Below are 16,058 nucleotides of genomic sequence, written 5' to 3'. Positions count from 1 at the left end.
AGCGCAGACATTCAAGATCGCGATGGTGCCGCGGCAGCTCTCAAAACCATCCTCAGACGCTGGCCGTGGCTCAGGCATATCTTTGCGGATGGCGGTTATGCCGGTCCGAAACTGCGGGCAGTATTGTGCAAGGTCGCGAAGTTCACGTTACAGATCGTGAAGCGAACGGACAAAGCAAAAGGCTTCGAAGTGCTGCCGCGTCGCTGGGTCGTGGAGCGTACATTCGCCTGGCTTGGCCGATGCAGGCGAATGGCCAAGGATTGGGAAAAATCAATCGCTTCCGCTGAAGCCTGGATGCTTATTGCCCATATCCGCATTCTCACGCGGAGGATCGCAAGGTACCATGTTTATTGAGTTCTTTTCGAGTCAGGCTCTTAGTGATCGCCGCTAATAAACAAAATCGCAGTTTCTTTCATTAAAGAATTCCGCTCCCGCACCTAGGGGCGCAAAATCGGACCCGAGCGGAAGCCATTCTCGACCGGCAACGGGTTCAGACAGGATCGTATTCGTTGGCGGCAAAGAGGTGATGGTGCACTTTGCCGGTGAACGTTTTCAGCAGCTCTGCCGTGGCCTCGCGACTTTGCGATCGCACATCGGAGGCGAGAGCGGCGTTCACCGCGTCGATGTCAGGATAGCGAATGGCAAGCGCCATTGCGTAGACCGGCGCACCGGGGTCGCGTTCGAGGCCGTCGAGCACGCGGACTTCCTGTGCGCCCGGGAACTGCGTCCACAAGGGCACCAGCCGCTCCTTCACGAAGCTGCGAAACTCGGCTTCCTTGCCGGGATGGATCGAGCCTTCAAACAATGCATAGCGAATGATCATGGGGTCTCGCTTCCAGGCGTTGACACGCCGGAACTCTGGGGATCGGGTGAGAGATGAAGGCGGACGCGCGACAGGGCGCGTCCGCGCGTAGGGCCTTATTTGCCCCAGATCTTCTTGTACTGGTCGCGATAGCCGTTATCGGGGTCGAAGCTGTTCTTCGGGCCGCCATCGAATTCGACGTTGGCGCTGGTGACGACGTGCAGCGGCGAGACATATCCCGACCAGGGCTGGCTGGCGAAGGCACGGTTCAATTCATCGACGAGTTGCCAACCCTGAAGGTTCAGCGGTTCAGCAACGGTGACGGCCTGATATTGCTTGGCGCGAATGCGCTGGTAGGCGCTTTCCGAGCCATCGCCGGCCGCAACATTGATCGGCTTTCCGTCGCCGGCGATGCCGGCGGACGCAAGCGATGGCCCCATGAAGTCGTAATACAGGTCGTTGATGGCAAGCGAATGCGTCCACTTGTCGCCGTACTTCTGCAGCAGCGAGGTCGTCAGCTGCGGCATGCGCTGCGAGGTCTCGGCAATCGGTGTGTCGACATATTCGAGCACCGTGCCGCCGAGATCCTCGATCTCCTTCTTCATCCGGTCGGCCTTGGCGATCGCGATCGCATAGGTACTGTCAGTGAAGATGATGACGCCCGGCTTGCCGCCGGCATCGATGAAGGCCCAGTCGGCGGCCGACTTGGAGACTTCCATCGCGTCGGTGGTGACGTTGGCGAACACGCCGACGTCGGGAACGGGGCCGACATTCGACGCAGCGTGCCAGGAGACCATTGGAATCCCGGAGGACTTTGCCTGGTCCATGGCCGGCTTCTGTTCGACCGCATCGAAGCCGTTGATGATGATGCCGCTTGGCTTCAGCGCCATTGCCTGACCGAAGGCGGCGGTGCGGCCGCCGATCGAACCCGCGCCGTCGAGGACGGTCACCTTCCAGCCCATCGCCGACGCTGCTTCCTGGATGCCGTTGACGACACCAAGGATGCCGCCGTTCTTCATGTCGGCCGCCAGAATGACGATCGACTTGTCGGCGGAGGCCTTCGGTCCGCTGGTCGGGCCGTCCCAGGCGCTGACCTTCGATGCATATTTATCGACGACGGCCTTCGCGTCGCTGATCTTATCGGCGAATGCCGGCATGCTTATCATCATTGCAACGGTTGCGACCGTGGCCTGCAAGATCGTTCTGCGTTTCATGTCCATCCTCCATTGGATTGTTCACCAGATCCGGCTGTCCACCGGGCGTTTCGTTACTTCGGCAACGGCGCGATCCTCCTCACCGCGCCGCGCTTGCGCTGGGCGTAGCCCGCGATGCCGATGGCAACGAGCAGCGTCACGCCGTTAAACAGTGGCTCGACAAAGAACGAACCGCCGAATTGCTGAATTCCTGAAATTCCAACCGCGAGAATGATCACGCCGATCATCGTGCCCCAGACGTTGACACGCCCAGGCTTGATCGTGGTCGATCCCAGGAAAGCGCCCACGAGTGCCGGAAGGAGATATTCGAGGCCGACGCTCGCCTGGCCGATCCTGAGCTTCGAGGCGAGCAACACGCCGGTCAGCGCGGCGAGCAGCCCCGAGGTCACAAAGGCGCCGATGACGAACTTGCGGACGGGAATGCCGTTGAGCGCGGCTGCCTTCGGGTTTGCGCCGATGGCATAGAGATAGCGGCCGATCGGCAGGTACTCGAGAACGATCCACATGCAGAGCGCGATCGCCAGCACATAGAAGCCGGTGATCGGCAGGCCGAACAGCATCGTCCCGTTCAACGCGTAAAAGCCCTGCGGGAGCACGCCGACGACCTGGCGTCCGCCCGTGTGCCAGAGCGCCAGCGCGTAGAGCACGGTGCCGGTTCCGAGCGTGGCAATGAAGCTGTCGATCTTGGCAACCTCGACCAGAAGGCCGTTGAGAAAGCCCGTCAGCACGCCGAGCGCGAGCACGATCAGCACGGCCACGGGCCAGGGCAAGCCATAGAACGTCTGCAGGCTGATCGCCAGGATGTGCCAGAGCACGATGCCGTAGCCGACCGTCAGATCAATGCGACCAGATGCCATCGGTATCATCGCCGCCAGCGACAGCAGCGCGATGATCGCCTTGTCGGAGACGATCGAGCGCACGTTCAGCATGGTTGGAAAGGTGCCGGGCAGCAGGATCGAAAACAGAAGGATGAGACCGACGGTCAGGATGACCAGGCCGTAGACGGGGATTAGCCGGCCGATCTTCTGGCCGATCGAAAGCCCGGCCATTTCGCTTTTGGTTGGTTCGAGCGCCGTGGATTCGATAGATTGCATGGGTTCCTCCTGGGCTTCACGCGGCTTCGGATGCGGACGCCGCGGTGATGACCGCCTGCGTCGTCAAGGCGCTGCCGGTAAGCTCTCCGATGATTTTGCCGCGCGAGAAGACAAGCGCACGGTGGCAGATGTGGGCGATTTCCTCGAAATCGGTGGATACGACGATAACGGCCAGGCCTGCATCGAGCGCCCGGAAGATGAGCCGGTAGATATCTGCGCGAGCGCCGACGTCGACGCCGGCCGTCGGATCCTCGGCAACAAGCAGTTTGCGGCCCGTCGCCAACCAGCGGCCGACCACCACTTTTTGCTGGTTGCCGCCGGACAGCGCCTCGACGGGCAGGTCAGGATCATTGGGACGGAGGCCGACTGAAAGGCCGATGTCATAGGCCTTCGCAGCCTCGTTGCGCGGCGACAGAAAGGACAGGAGGTTCCTGCCGCTGGCGCCGGGATTCATGTAGGTGTTTTCGCGAACCGACAGGGGCAACGCGACCGACTCCTCCGTTCGGTCGCGCGCAATCAGCCCGATCCCTGAGGCCATTGCAGCACGCGGGCTGGACAGGTCGGGAACCTCACCGTTGAGGGTGATCGACCCGGAATAGGGTTCACAACCGAACATCGCGCGGCCCACGAGTTCCTGTCCGGCGCCGCGCAGGCCCGCCAGTCCCAACAATTCGCCCTGCCGGATGTCGAAGGAAACTGGGCTTGCGCCGGCGCAAACAAGATTTCGAACCTTGACGATCGGCGCGCCCGGCTTGGCCGGCGTTTTCGAAAACAGGCTGCTGCTGCTGCGGCCGATAATCAGCGACACCAGCTCTTCCGGCGTCGTTTCGCTCACCGGCTTCTGTCCGACCATGTTGCCATCCCGAAGCACCGCCACGCGATCGGCGATTCGGAAGATCTCGTCCAGGCGATGCGATACATAGATCATGCCGACGCCGCGCTCCTTCAGCGGTCGGATCGCATCGAACAGTCGATCCACTTCGTCGGCCGCCAAGCTCGCGGTTGGCTCGTCCAGCACGAGGACGTCGGCTTCGACGGCAAGTGCCCGGGCGATCGCGACCAGTGACTTTTCGGTTCGCGTCAACTGCGAAATCCGCGTCGTCGGATCGAAATCGCAGCCGACGAGCTTCAGGGCCTGTCTGGCGCGATCCTGCGTGCTGCCCCAGTCGATCAGGCCGCGTCGCATGGAAAATCCCTGCGCAAGCCCCATGTTTTCGCCAACGGTCATCCACTCGATCAGACCGAGATCCTGATGGATGAAGGCGACCGGCTGCCGTTCATTGGGCTTTGGCGGGCGGTGATGATAGTTTTCGCCACGAAACAAGATGTCACCGACATCGGGTTTGTAGATGCCGGCAAGCGTCTTGATCAGCGTCGACTTTCCAGCACCGTTTTCGCCGAGAAGCGCAAGAATTTCACCCTCGCGCAGATCGATGGACACATCGCGCAGGGCCTGAGTGCCGCCGAAGGTCTTGGTTATCGACCGGAACTCCAGCAAATTGCCTGCTTGCATCTTCGCTCCTCCCAAAGTCGAAATCATGAAACGATGTTATCGATAACATTTCTATATGGTCAAGCGGAAAAGAGTGGAATGCCCAAATCAGTCTTGAAACCTGGTCAGTTTGCGGTGAAACCGTCCAGCAACTTCATCATCTCGGCGGAATCTTTAGCACCGAGACCCGCGGCACAAAGCAGACGGTGGATTTCGACGACGGCGCCGGTCATGGGAAGCGGCGTCTTCGTCTTCAGGGCGAAAGCCTGGAGTGAATCGAGATCCTTCAGCATGTTGTCGATCCGGCCTGTCGGCGAAAAGTCGCGGGCGGCAAACTTGGTCATGAACTCCTGCATGATCCGGCTGTCGGCGCGCCCCCCTGAAAGGGCCGCGGGAATGTCAGCCGGATCGACGCCGCCGGCTTCCGCGAGTTTGACGGCTTCCGCGACCGCCTGAAAAAGCACCGCGCAGAAGAGCTGGTTGATAAGCTTTGTCGTTTGCCCGGCGCCGGACGGTCCCATCAGCGTATAATTTGCGGCCAGATGTTGCATGACGCGCCGGGCTCGCTCGAAATCGCCCGTAGTGCCGCCCGCCATGATCGTCAGCTTGCCTGACAATGCGCCAGGCACGCCGCCGGAGAGCGGGCAATCCACCCATGCCATGCCGGTTTCGCGGCGGAGCCGTTCTGCCATGTCGGCGGTTTCGGCGGGATCGATGGAGGACATGTCGATCAGCAGCTTTTCGGGCGAGGCCGCGGCCGCGACACCCGCTTCGCCGAAGACGACGGCGCGAACGATATTGGCGTGGTTGAGGCTCAGAATGCAGAAATCAGACACGGCGACTGCGGCCGCTACCGACGGTGCCGCATGGGCGCCGATGGCGCTAAGCGCGGCAACCTTTTCCTGATCGAGATCAAAGACATGGACCTGATGGCCTTTCTCGATCAGGCGTGTGACGATTGCCGTTCCCATGATCCCAGCGCCGATGACGCCGACACGTGCTCGGGTCTCATTCTCCATGTTCTGCTCCCTGTGTTTCCAGCGTGTCCAGCCCGTTGCGGGCATTAAAGACGATCGTATCAAGCGGATTATCGATGCTCACGGTGACAACGCCAGTCTCTCCAGTCGGCACCTCGAGCACCTGCAGCTGGTTGTCGAGCAGCGACGCCGGCATGAAATGCCCCTGACGCGTCGTCATCCGAGCAAGGAGCACGTCGCGGCTGCCCTCAAGAAAGACAAAGGCGAGGCGGTTGCCGGAGGCCGCACGCAGCGTCTCGCGATATGACTTCTTCAGGCAGGAGCATGAGAAGACGGCACCCTCGCTGTCCTCAAGTGCTTGGCCGATCTCCGTAGCTATGCGCTTGAGCCAAGGCGCGCGATCGGCATCCGTAAGCGCGATGCCCTGCGCCATCTTTGCAATGTTCTCGGCCGGATGGAGCTGGTCGCCTTCGATGAAGCGCACGCCCAGCTGTTTCGCCAGCTGCTCCCCGACCCATGATTTGCCGCAGCCGCTGACACCCATAACGACGATCACAGGTGGCGGGGCGGGACGGGCGACTTGCACGATGGGGGTTCCTTTAAAGGCAGGTGGTGATGCCGCCGTCGACATACAGCGTGTGGCCGTTAACAAAAGACGAAGCTCGCCCAGACAAAAAGACCGCCGCGCCGACCAGTTCCTCGACATTGCCCCAGCGGCCTGCCGGCGTGCGTGTTTCGAGCCACGACGAGAACTCCGGGTTATCGACCAGTGCCTGATTGAGCGGCGTCTTGAAATAGCCCGGCGCGATCGCGTTGATCTGGAGTCCATATTTTGCCCAGTCGGCGCACATGCCGCGGGTCAGGTTGCGCACGGCACCCTTGGTCGCGGTGTAAGGGGCAATGCCCGGACGAGCCATTTCGCTCTGAACCGAGGCAATGTTGATAATCTTGCCCTCCCTCCGGGAAATCATGGCACGCGCCACGGCCTGGCTTGTATAGAAGACACTGGAGATATTGGTGGTGAGCAGCTGCTCCCATTTGTCGGCGGGAAAGTCTTCAAGCGGCGAGCGGAACTGCATTCCGGCATTGTTGATCAGAATATCGATCGGCCCGATGCCGCTCTCGATATCCGCCACGCCTCGATCGACGGAACCCTTGCTTGTCACATCGAAGACGGCTGAACGCGCCGACAGGCTTTTCGCCCTCAAATCCGCAACGGCGCGTTCCACCGTTTCCGTTGTGCGTCCGTTAATGACGACCTCCGCTCCGCACTCAGCCAGGCCTTCCGCCAGCGCATAGCCGATGCCTTGGCTGGATCCCGTGATCAGCGCGCGACGGCCGATCAGATCAAATAGATTCCTCATTGAAAACAGGTCTCCCACCACATGCTCATTGCCTTGGAGGCGTCAGCGCCACGGCGGCGAACGCCGCTTGACATGCACCATCGGAGTTATATGTTATCGATAACATAATCAAGCAACAAAATGCGATGATGCGGAGGAACGATGCCAAAGACGGACATCCTGATGACCGGGGCCTACCCCGAGTGGGACATGGTGGATCTCGAGGCGAAGTATAGGGTCCATCGCCTCTGGGAGGCAGTCGACCGGCCCGGTTTTCTGGCGAATGTCGGTGGCCGCATCCGGGCCATTGCGACGCGCGGAGAACTCGGTGCGTCGGCCGAACTCATGCGGAGCCTGCCCAATCTCGAGATCGTGTCCTGCTATGGTGTCGGCACGGACGCGATCGATCTGGCGCACGCGCGGACGCACGGCATTCGGGTGACGAACACACCTGACGTGCTGACGGAGGACGTTGCGGATATTGCGCTCGGATTGCTGCTTGCGACAGCGCGGCATATCCCGCAGGCCGATGCCTTCGTCCGATCGGGACAGTGGGGAAAGACGCCGATGCCGCTCGTCACACGCGTTGCCGGCAAGCGGCTCGGGCTGGTCGGCATGGGACGCATCGGCCGGGGCATCGCCCGCCGGGCCGCCGCCTTTGGCTGCGAAATCAGCTATTTTGCCCGCAACGCCCAGCCGCAACTTGCCTATGCCTTCGTGCCTGATCTGATCGCACTCGCTCACTGGAGTGAATTCTTGGTCGTGATCGTACCGGGCGGGGAAGCGACGAAAAACATCATCGATGCCGGCGTGCTCAAGGCCCTCGGTTCGGACGGCATCCTCGTAAATGTTTCGCGTGGGACAACTGTCGACGAAGAGGCACTGATCGCAGCGCTTCAAGACCGGACCATCAAGGCGGCCGGGCTCGACGTATTCCTGAACGAACCGAAGATCGACCCGCGCTTCTTGACGCTAGACAATGTCGTGCTGCAGCCCCACCATGGATCCGGCACCGTTGAGACGCGCAAGGCCATGGGCCAGCTCGTGCGGGATAATCTCGCGGCGCATTTCGCCGGCAAATCATTGCCGACGCCTGTTGTTTGAGAAAGAGACTATGAAGGCAATTGTCATTCACGGCGCAAAGGACCTGCGCATCGAGGAGCGTCCACCGGAAGCAGCGGGTGCGGGGCAGGTGGAGATCGCCATCGAAGCCGGCGGGATCTGCGGATCGGATCTGCACTACTACAATCACGGCGGCTTCGGCGCGATCCGTGTGCGCGAGCCGATGATCCTCGGCCACGAGGTGGCAGGCACGGTCAAGGCGCTGGGGGAGGGCGTGTCGCACCTTGCAGTCGGCGATCGCGTCGCCGTCTCGCCAAGCCGACCCTGCAATGCCTGCGACTATTGCCTCAAGGGGCAGCAGAGCCATTGCCTCAACATGCGCTTCTACGGCAGCGCAATGCCGATGCCCCATATTCAAGGGGCGTTTCGCCAGCGCCTGATCGCCGAGCATTGGCAGTGCCATAAGGTGGCCGACGGGATCTCAATCAACGAGGCAGCGTTCGCGGAGCCGTTTGCCGTGACCCTGCATGCCGTTGCACGGGCTGGATCCCTGCTTGGCAAACGTGTCCTCGTCACCGGATGCGGCCCGATCGGGGCGCTGGCAATCATCGCGGCACGCGCCCATGGCGCCCGCGAGATCGTCGCGACCGACGTCATGGATACGGTTCTGAACAAGGCGCGCGAGATCGGCGCGGACCGAACCATCAACGTCGCCAGCGAGCCCGAGGCGTTGTCGGCCTATGGTGCCAACAAGGGATACTTCGACGTGCAGTTCGAGGCTTCCGGCAACGGCCAGGCGATGCGAGCCGGCCTGGAGGTGCTTAAGCCCCGCTCGGTGCTCGTCCAGCTGGGCCTTGGAGGCGATGTTACGATCCCGCAGAACGTAATCGTGGCGAAAGAGATCGAGATGAAGGGCACGTTCCGGTTCCATGAGGAGTTCGGCCTGGCCGTCGATCTGATCAATCAAGGTCGGGTGGACGTCAAGCCTCTGCTGACGGGGATCTACGGCATCGACGACGCCGTTGCCGCATTCGACGCTGCCGGCGACCGTAGCAAATCGATGAAGGTGCAACTTTCGTTCTGATCGGCGTCAGGTGCTTTCCCGAAGTACCACGCGATATTCGGTCAGGGTAATGTCACCCGTGGTTTCGCTCCCATTTTGGAGTGCGGCAAGCAGGCGTGCCGCCGCTTGCTTGCCGATGCCATAGCAGTCGACGTTGATGGTCGTGATCCGCGGATGACAGATCGAGGAGATCTCATAGTCCCCGAAGCCGGCAATGGCGATGTCTTGGGGCACCCGCAAGCCACGGCGTTGACACTCCATCAGCGCCCCGAATGCCGACAGGTCGGATACGCATAGAACGACTTCCGTCTCTGGCCAACGCTCGAGCATGCTGACGATCGCCTGGGCCCCTTGTTCCATCGTGATCGGCGGCACACCGAAAGAGATCATACGGCCGCGTTCCAGTCCAAGATCATCGATGGTTTTCAGGAAGCCGCTGCGGCGTTGGCTGCCACGCGTGTCGCGCGCCGTCGTTCCCCCGATATAGCCGAACTTCCGGTAGCCCTTGGCGGCGAGTTCCCGCACCAGCAGGGACATGGCCTCGCCGTTGGAAAAGCCGACCACGTGATTGATGGGGTCTTCGGGGATTTCCCATGTTTCGACGACGGGAATACCGGCCTTCCCAAGCATGCGGCGTGCTCTTGCCGTATGCTGCCCGCCAGTCAGGATGATGCCTTCCGGCCGTCGGCGGAGCATGGATTCAATCAGGTGCTCCTCCTTCTCGGCAGAATAGTCGGTATAGCCCAGAAGCAGTTGCAGCCCGGTATTCTCGAGCGCATCGGTGATGCCGCGCGCCGTATCGGAAAAGTTCGAATTGTTGATGGAGGGCACCAGGGCGGCAATGAAACCTGTTCGGCGGGATGAGAGGCTGCCTGCGGACTGGTCAAGCACGTAACCGAGCGCATCGACCGCATCCATGATCCGTTTGCGCGTTTCTTCCGAAACGCTGGCATCCTGACGAAAGGCACGCGAAACCGTCATGGCCGAAACGCCGACATGCTTGGCGACTTCCGTCATCGTCAATTTCTGAAGATCCGGCGTGCGGGCAGGGCCGCCCTTGTGCTTGTCGGCTTTCTTCAATTGGCCCCCCGCTTTCAAAACCCAGTTGGCAGTCTAAAAAGCGCATACCATAGTTATCGCTATCATTCCACAAACGAAAATCAGCTTTATTAGGATATGAGAATCTATCCTCATTTCGTTCGAAAAACGCCACGTTATGTCTAGCGCTGCTGCCTCCTTTCATCGTTGCATCAATGATGATATCGATAACAAACGGTCGCTCCGCAAAGCCTGGGCGATGGAGCGCTCGGAAGAGGAATACTATGTTCGGCGAGATTGAAGGAACCGGCTTCGAAGTTCTGGACCACCGCTTTGGAAGCTGCTTCGTTGGGCATGCGCGCGTCGAACGACTATGGTCGGGTGGGCGATGGCTGGAAGGGCCAGCTTGGTTTCCCGCAGGGCGCTATCTGATATTTTCCGACATACCCAACAACAGAATGATGCGCTTTGACGAGACAAACGGAAAGGTTTCGGTCTTCCGCTCGCCGTCGAACAACTCCAACGGCAACACAGTCGACAGGCAAGGTCGGCTGATCACCTGCGAACATCTTTCGCGGCGGGTGACGCGAACCAATTTCGACGGCAGCGTCGCGGCTCTGGTGGACAATATTGGCGGCAAAAGGCTCAACTCGCCGAACGATGTCGTCGTGAGATCCGACGGAACGATCTGGTTCAGCGATCCGAGCTACGGCATTCTGCACGACTATGAAGGTGACTACGGCAAAGAGGAGATCGGCGGCTGCCACGTATATCGCCACGACCCGGCAACCGGCGAAACGCGGCAAATGACGACCGATTTCGTCAAGCCGAACGGGTTGGCCTTCTCGCCGGACGAGAGGCTGCTCTATATCGCGGATACCGGCGGAACGCATCAGTCCGGTGGTCCTCGCCATATTCGCAAATTTGCCTGCTCGCAAAGCGGCGACCTGGCCGATGGCGGCATATTCGCGGAGTGTTCATCCGGCTTCTTCGACGGCTTTAGATGTGACCGAGAAGGCCGCATCTGGACAAGTGCGGCCGACGGCGTCCACGCCTACGCTCCTGACGGAACGCTGATCGGCAAAATTCATATCCCAGAGTGCGTTTCAAACCTCACCTTCGGAGGCCCGAAACTGAACCGGCTGTTCATCACGGCGACGACTTCGCTCTATTCGATCTATCTGACGGCCAATGGAGTGATGAACTAAACTTTGATCGATCAGACGGCGGTGAGAGCGAGCCCGTCCCCTCTAGTCAACACTGGCCTAACGTACGCAGACCCGCACGCACGAATTGGACCAACTTTTGGCAGTTAAATTTTTGTCTTCAATCTAACGGCGAGCCGAGCAAATCCAACGGCTACCGCCCACAAGCAAAGCGATCCGAGCATATTTGCGAGATACATGGGTCCAAAAATAGCATCTCTTCGGCCGACAATTATTTCGATAGCGCGGCACTTTCCGAGTGTGCACGGATGACCAATAGCAACCAATCCAGCGGAGATATTGAATACTAAATAAGATAGCACAGATAACGACAAATCCCTTAACAGAGTAATTGTGGAATTATTATTTTTTATACTGATAAATGATATATCATCATCAGGTGAAGTTGAAAAACGACTAGAAATTCTAAATAAAACACAAATACAAATAACTACAATAATTTGCGATAAAATAAAACTCTGCAATATACATCCCCCCCTCCATAAATAAAACGCGACAAACGAGACCGCTCCATTGGAAACGAAAAACGGCGCGATGAAATTATCGCTCGTTATTCCTGTTCCTCTGGTCGTGGCATTTATATAGGAAAACCCCGCCCACACTGTCACGATGATTGGTGCGGGCCCGATTATCCAAGGAAGATTATATGACGGCATAAGTAAAATAGTATCCAGTTATACATATCTAGACGTAATATACCGCTCCCTGTTGGCTACTCTAACAAAAAACTATAGTTAAATTCAGACCATATAGCACTGTAGAGGGAAGGGGATTGTACAGAATATTCCCGTATTCAAACAACGCCGCCGAATTCAGATAGCGGCGTGGATTTTAGACGGACGGATTCACCCAGGGCGATCGAGATGTTGTATTCCTTTGAAAAAGGATTTGCCATAGCTCCGTGAATAGTCAATTGTGCTTCCTCGGTATTCTGAATCTGAACTCGTCAAAACGATATTCCGCTGAATTAAAGAGTCTGCGCCAAATAATACCTTCTTAATGCATCCAAAGTGAACGCACTTCATTGCTATGTTGGCTGGAGATAGACAGAAAGAAAAGCGAAGAACGCTAGCCGGCTCGATGCCTCGACGAGATTTTTTCCAAATTGTTTCGCGATGTTATTTAATAGCATATTTAAATCTATTTGATTGAGCGGAAGGGCATCGGCATTCGCTTTCGTTAATGTAGCAACGAATAGAACAGACAGCGGCGCTAGCAATAATATAGATCTTCGGCATACTGACGCCATTTCGCCCTCCATCCGAAATTCATCGCGCACTTACAACAAACTATTTTCGCCACCTAATCGACTACACCGCCACCACATAGCTCCCCCCAAGACACGCACCGCCACCAGCCCGCATCAGCCGATCCGTCTGCTTGATCGCGGTCCCAGTGGTGACATGAACCAGAACCTGCCGCGCGCCGCGCAGCTTCGACCAGGCGGAAATGCCGCGCAGCAGTTTGATGAAGACTTTTGCCGAGCGGAAGGGGCCGCAGGCGTCGCTATCGACGGCGATCAGGTGTGTGGTGGTCATGAGGCCGTCGTCGCCGAGGGCGTATTCACCGGCGGAAAACCAGGCCAGGCCGACGACGCGCTCCTTGCACTCCGCCAGGATCAGGCACTGATGCGGTCCGGGGTTCGCGCCTGGCTTTCGATCGCCGCAAGCTTCTTTTCGGAGAAGGGAATAATTTCGACCAGTACTTCTCCGCAAGTTCTCATGATAAGGCTCCTCCCAAGGCGCATTTTTCTAGGCCGCCTCCGGGTCGCGGAGATCTTACGATCAATTGTTTGTTTCAAAATCGGTTCCTGGACACGTTAGTGTCGGGCCGCCCAACCCCTTGACACCCGTCCCCCGTTGGCGACGGACCTGATCAAGGTCGATATCGATCGGGAACATGTCCTACTGCCCTGCCTGGAGACAAAAGCGCCGAGCTCCGTCATGTGACCGGGAAAACCGCGCAATCGCGCCCACTGAAACTAAGGCCGACCCTGTCGTCGTTGCTAAACGGTATGGCGCCGTCACTTGGCCTCACGACCATCAGATTGCCCACCGCACAACTCACCTGATAATGAATCTCCGCGCCCATATGAAGCACGCTGGTGATCTTGCCGAAGAACTGATTGGCCTCGGGTTGAGATCCTTTATCATGCTCCGGCATTAACTTGATGCGTTCGGGCCGAATTCCGACGGAAACCTGCGCCGCGTCGCGGATACCGGAGGCAGTTGTCGTAAGTACCGTGCCGCAGTCCAGAATGACGTTTGCACCATCGCGGCCGCTGTCGATCTTGGCTATGCCACCGAGCCAATTGGAACGACCGATGAAATCGGCGACAAATTGCGTTGCAGGGCGCTGGTAGATCTCGCTGGGCGAACCGATCTGATCGATACGGCCCCGATTCATCACGATGATCCGGTCCGAAAGACTCATCGCCTCATCCTGATCATGGGTCACGACGATGGTCGTGGAGCCGACAGAAGTCAGAATCCGCTTGAGATCCGCCCCCAATTCCTCGCGCAGCTTTGCATCAAGTGCGGAAAGCGGCTCATCCAGCAGAACCAGCTTCGGCTTCGTCGCCAACACCCGCGCCAACGCGACGCGCTGCTGCTGGCCACCGCTCATCTGTCGCGGGCGCCGGTCGGCAAATCCTTCCAGTTGCACCAGGCTCAGCATTTCGTCGACACGGGCACCAATAGTCGCCTTCGGCCAGCCCCGGTGCTTCAGTCCATAGGCAACGTTATCACGCACACTCATGTGCGGAAACAATGCATAATGCTGGAACAGCAACCCCACATTGCGTTCATAGGGGCGCTTGCCAATCATTGACTCGTTGCCGATTTCGATCGTACCGCGATCGGGCTCTTCGAAACCCGCAATCATGCGCAGCGTCGTGGTTTTGCCGCAGCCGCTAGGCCCAAGCACGGCCACGGTTTCACCGGCCGCAGCAGAAAAGCTGATCCCGTCTACCGCTTTGATGCCGCCGTAGTATTTGTCGACATTTTCAAATTTGATCACAGTGTCAGATGGTGTCTTCATTGGTATCTGCTTTCAGCGAAATCCGCCCTGACCGATTACGCGGTTCAGGCCCACCGCCTTTTCGAGGGCAACGATCAGGACAATGGTCATTACCATCAACATCATTGCGGCGGCGGCAATAGACAGGTCAAAATTGGCACGCATGCTGCTGATGAGCGCGATGGGAAGGGTGTAGGTTTTGGCGTCGGTCAGCATGATGGAAACTGCCACGTCATCCATCGATACCGCGAAGGCAAAAATCGCGCCGCTGATTATACCTGTGCGCGCAAGCGGGAACGTTATCTCCCAGAATGACTGACGCTCATTCGCTCCGAGTATGAGTGCCGCTTCGGTAAAGGAACGGTCGATTTCCGACATCGACGCCAGTGTGGCGCGGATCGTATAGGGCACCGTGATGATGATATGTCCGCATAGGAGCCGCGCAAAGCCGTTGATCAAGCCCAATTTCGACAAGAACAGCAAGAGTGCGAAGCCCGTCACAACTGGGGGAACGACCAGCGGCGACAGGAAAAATGAAATGACAGCATCCTTGCCGACGAACCGTGCTCGATCAAGGGCATAGGCGGTGGCCAGCCCCACCAGGAGCGAGACTGTCACCGACAGGACCGCGAGCTTCAGACTGGTTGCCAGACCGTTGAGGAAATACTCATCGGAAAAGAACGCGCCGAACCAGCGAAGCGACAACGACGGTGGCGGCAACGGCCCCAGATAGTCACGAGAATCGAAGGCCATTATCGCCGTCACGATGATCGGTATCATCAAAAACAGGACGACCAAGCAATTGATAGCCTTGCACGCGACGCGGATCACAGTGTCGGCGTTGCGACCTTTCATTGCCAGCCCCTGTTAACGAGATAGGTCATTGCGTAGACGATGAGCATCGCCAGAAAGAACAATACGACCGATATTGCCGCACCGCTTGGATAGTTGGCGATTTCGCTGAACCGCGTGTAGATCAAGTTTGAGATGAACAGGACGCGGCCCTTGCCAAGGATCATCGGGATCACGAAAGCACTGATCGAGAAGGTGAATCCGAACAGAAACGCAGCCAGAATGCCGCGCATGCAGAGCGGCAGCGTCACTGTCAGATGCGCCTTCCAATTGGGGGCACCAAGAACCTGTGCGGCCTCGGTCAGTCGCGGGTCCACGTTCTGGATCGTGCCCAGAAGCGTTAGCGTTGACATAGGAATGATGTAGTGAAGCAAACCGGCACCCACTAACAGTCCGATGTACCCCCGGCCATTGGTGGCTACGCCCAACTGCCTGAGAAATGGCCCAAGCGGCCCGGCCGCGCCGAAGGTCAGCTCAAGCGCATAGGTTCGAACCAGGACGCTGAGAAACATGAGGGTTACGAAAAAACCGATCGCAACCATGCGCCATTGAGGGGACAGCCGTCTGGCAATCCAATAGGCCAAGGGAAATGCAAGCGATATTCCCACAGCCGAGGCTAGAAAGCTGATACGAAGCGTCTGCCAGAAGAAGCCGGCGAAGGACGCTTTCAGCAGCTCGCGATAATTGGCGAGGGTGAAAGGCGCATCCGATGCTGAGCCGATGCTTCCCGGCTCATAGTATCGGATGCTCTCGATGAACAGCCCTGCCATGGGCAGGACAAACAGCATCAAAAACAAAACACCGCCGGGTAGAAACAGGGGGGCCGGCACAGATTTTTTCGACATTGCCAGCCTTCCCGTTCCGTCGATTATCCGTC

The 16,058-nt window shown here is 58.5% G+C and carries 16 protein-coding genes; 4 read left to right on the top strand and 12 right to left on the bottom strand.

Annotated features, from left to right (window positions below):
• The coding region (locus tag AB4048_RS25620) for a transposase (RefSeq protein ID WP_442204800.1) at positions 1-354 on the top strand (354 nt) is incomplete at its 5' end.
• A gap of 136 nt (positions 355-490) precedes the next feature.
• Here the strand turns inward: AB4048_RS25620 and AB4048_RS25615 are convergent.
• The 7 genes from AB4048_RS25615 to AB4048_RS25585 all read right to left on the bottom strand — a co-directional run bounded on the left by AB4048_RS25615 (position 491) and on the right by AB4048_RS25585 (position 6,943).
• Complete coding sequence (locus AB4048_RS25615; protein WP_442204799.1) at positions 491-823, bottom strand: hypothetical protein; 333 nt, start codon at positions 821-823, stop codon at positions 491-493.
• A 95-nt stretch (positions 824-918) separates the two neighbouring features.
• The gene (locus tag AB4048_RS25610; protein ID WP_442204798.1) at positions 919-2,016 is read right to left on the bottom strand and encodes an ABC transporter substrate-binding protein; all 1,098 of its coding nucleotides are present in this window, start codon (positions 2,014-2,016) and stop codon (positions 919-921) included.
• Positions 2,017-2,069: 53 nt separating this feature from the next.
• Positions 2,070-3,110 (bottom strand): ABC transporter permease, encoded by a 1,041-nt coding sequence (locus AB4048_RS25605; protein WP_442204797.1) that lies wholly within the window; start codon positions 3,108-3,110, stop codon positions 2,070-2,072.
• Positions 3,111-3,126: 16 nt separating this feature from the next.
• Positions 3,127-4,623, bottom strand: a complete 1,497-nt coding sequence (locus AB4048_RS25600) for a sugar ABC transporter ATP-binding protein (RefSeq protein WP_442204796.1) — start codon at positions 4,621-4,623, stop codon at positions 3,127-3,129.
• A gap of 104 nt (positions 4,624-4,727) precedes the next feature.
• On the bottom strand, positions 4,728-5,621 hold the full coding sequence (locus tag AB4048_RS25595; RefSeq protein ID WP_442204795.1) for an NAD(P)-dependent oxidoreductase: 894 nt from the start codon (positions 5,619-5,621) through the stop codon (positions 4,728-4,730).
• Complete coding sequence (locus AB4048_RS25590) at positions 5,611-6,165, bottom strand: gluconokinase (protein WP_442204794.1); 555 nt, start codon at positions 6,163-6,165, stop codon at positions 5,611-5,613. Before AB4048_RS25590 ends, AB4048_RS25595 begins: the two co-directional genes overlap by 11 nt.
• Before the next feature lie 13 nt (positions 6,166-6,178).
• Positions 6,179-6,943: an SDR family oxidoreductase gene (locus tag AB4048_RS25585; RefSeq protein WP_442204802.1), complete on the bottom strand. Its 765-nt coding sequence runs from the start codon at positions 6,941-6,943 to the stop codon at positions 6,179-6,181.
• A gap of 141 nt (positions 6,944-7,084) precedes the next feature.
• Here AB4048_RS25585 and AB4048_RS25580 point away from each other — a divergent pair, with 141 nt between their 5' ends.
• Positions 7,085-8,026, top strand: a complete 942-nt coding sequence (locus AB4048_RS25580) for a 2-hydroxyacid dehydrogenase (protein ID WP_442204793.1) — start codon at positions 7,085-7,087, stop codon at positions 8,024-8,026.
• A gap of 10 nt (positions 8,027-8,036) precedes the next feature.
• Entirely contained in the window at positions 8,037-9,068 is a 1,032-nt protein-coding gene (locus AB4048_RS25575) for an L-idonate 5-dehydrogenase (protein WP_442204792.1), read from the top strand.
• A 6-nt stretch (positions 9,069-9,074) separates the two neighbouring features.
• Here AB4048_RS25575 and AB4048_RS25570 read toward each other — a convergent pair whose 3' ends face one another.
• Positions 9,075-10,064: a LacI family DNA-binding transcriptional regulator gene (locus AB4048_RS25570; protein WP_442204801.1), complete on the bottom strand. Its 990-nt coding sequence runs from the start codon at positions 10,062-10,064 to the stop codon at positions 9,075-9,077.
• A 305-nt stretch (positions 10,065-10,369) separates the two neighbouring features.
• On the opposite strand from AB4048_RS25570, the gene AB4048_RS25565 reads away from it, so the two are divergent.
• Positions 10,370-11,293: an SMP-30/gluconolactonase/LRE family protein gene (locus AB4048_RS25565; RefSeq protein WP_442204791.1), complete on the top strand. Its 924-nt coding sequence runs from the start codon at positions 10,370-10,372 to the stop codon at positions 11,291-11,293.
• A gap of 1,328 nt (positions 11,294-12,621) precedes the next feature.
• Here the strand turns inward: AB4048_RS25565 and AB4048_RS25560 are convergent.
• From AB4048_RS25560 to AB4048_RS25545, 4 genes are all read right to left on the bottom strand, one after another.
• Positions 12,622-12,849: a hypothetical protein gene (locus AB4048_RS25560; RefSeq protein WP_442204790.1), complete on the bottom strand. Its 228-nt coding sequence runs from the start codon at positions 12,847-12,849 to the stop codon at positions 12,622-12,624.
• A gap of 403 nt (positions 12,850-13,252) precedes the next feature.
• Positions 13,253-14,350: an ABC transporter ATP-binding protein gene (locus AB4048_RS25555; RefSeq protein WP_442204789.1), complete on the bottom strand. Its 1,098-nt coding sequence runs from the start codon at positions 14,348-14,350 to the stop codon at positions 13,253-13,255.
• Between the two features lie 12 nt (positions 14,351-14,362).
• Positions 14,363-15,184 carry an ABC transporter permease gene (locus AB4048_RS25550; RefSeq protein ID WP_442204788.1) on the bottom strand — a complete coding sequence of 274 codons (822 nt, stop codon included), beginning with the start codon at positions 15,182-15,184 and terminating at the stop codon, positions 14,363-14,365.
• A complete protein-coding gene (locus AB4048_RS25545; protein WP_442204787.1) occupies positions 15,181-16,026 on the bottom strand; it encodes an ABC transporter permease in 846 nt (281 codons plus the stop codon). Before AB4048_RS25545 ends, AB4048_RS25550 begins: the two co-directional genes overlap by 4 nt.
• Between the last annotated feature and the right edge of the window lie 32 nt (positions 16,027-16,058).

This window comes from Rhizobium sp. RAF56 (assembly GCF_052113965.1).
In the GTDB taxonomy this organism is placed as follows: Bacteria; Pseudomonadota; Alphaproteobacteria; order Rhizobiales; family Rhizobiaceae; genus Rhizobium.
This window is presented reverse-complemented; position numbering and strand designations above follow the sequence as displayed.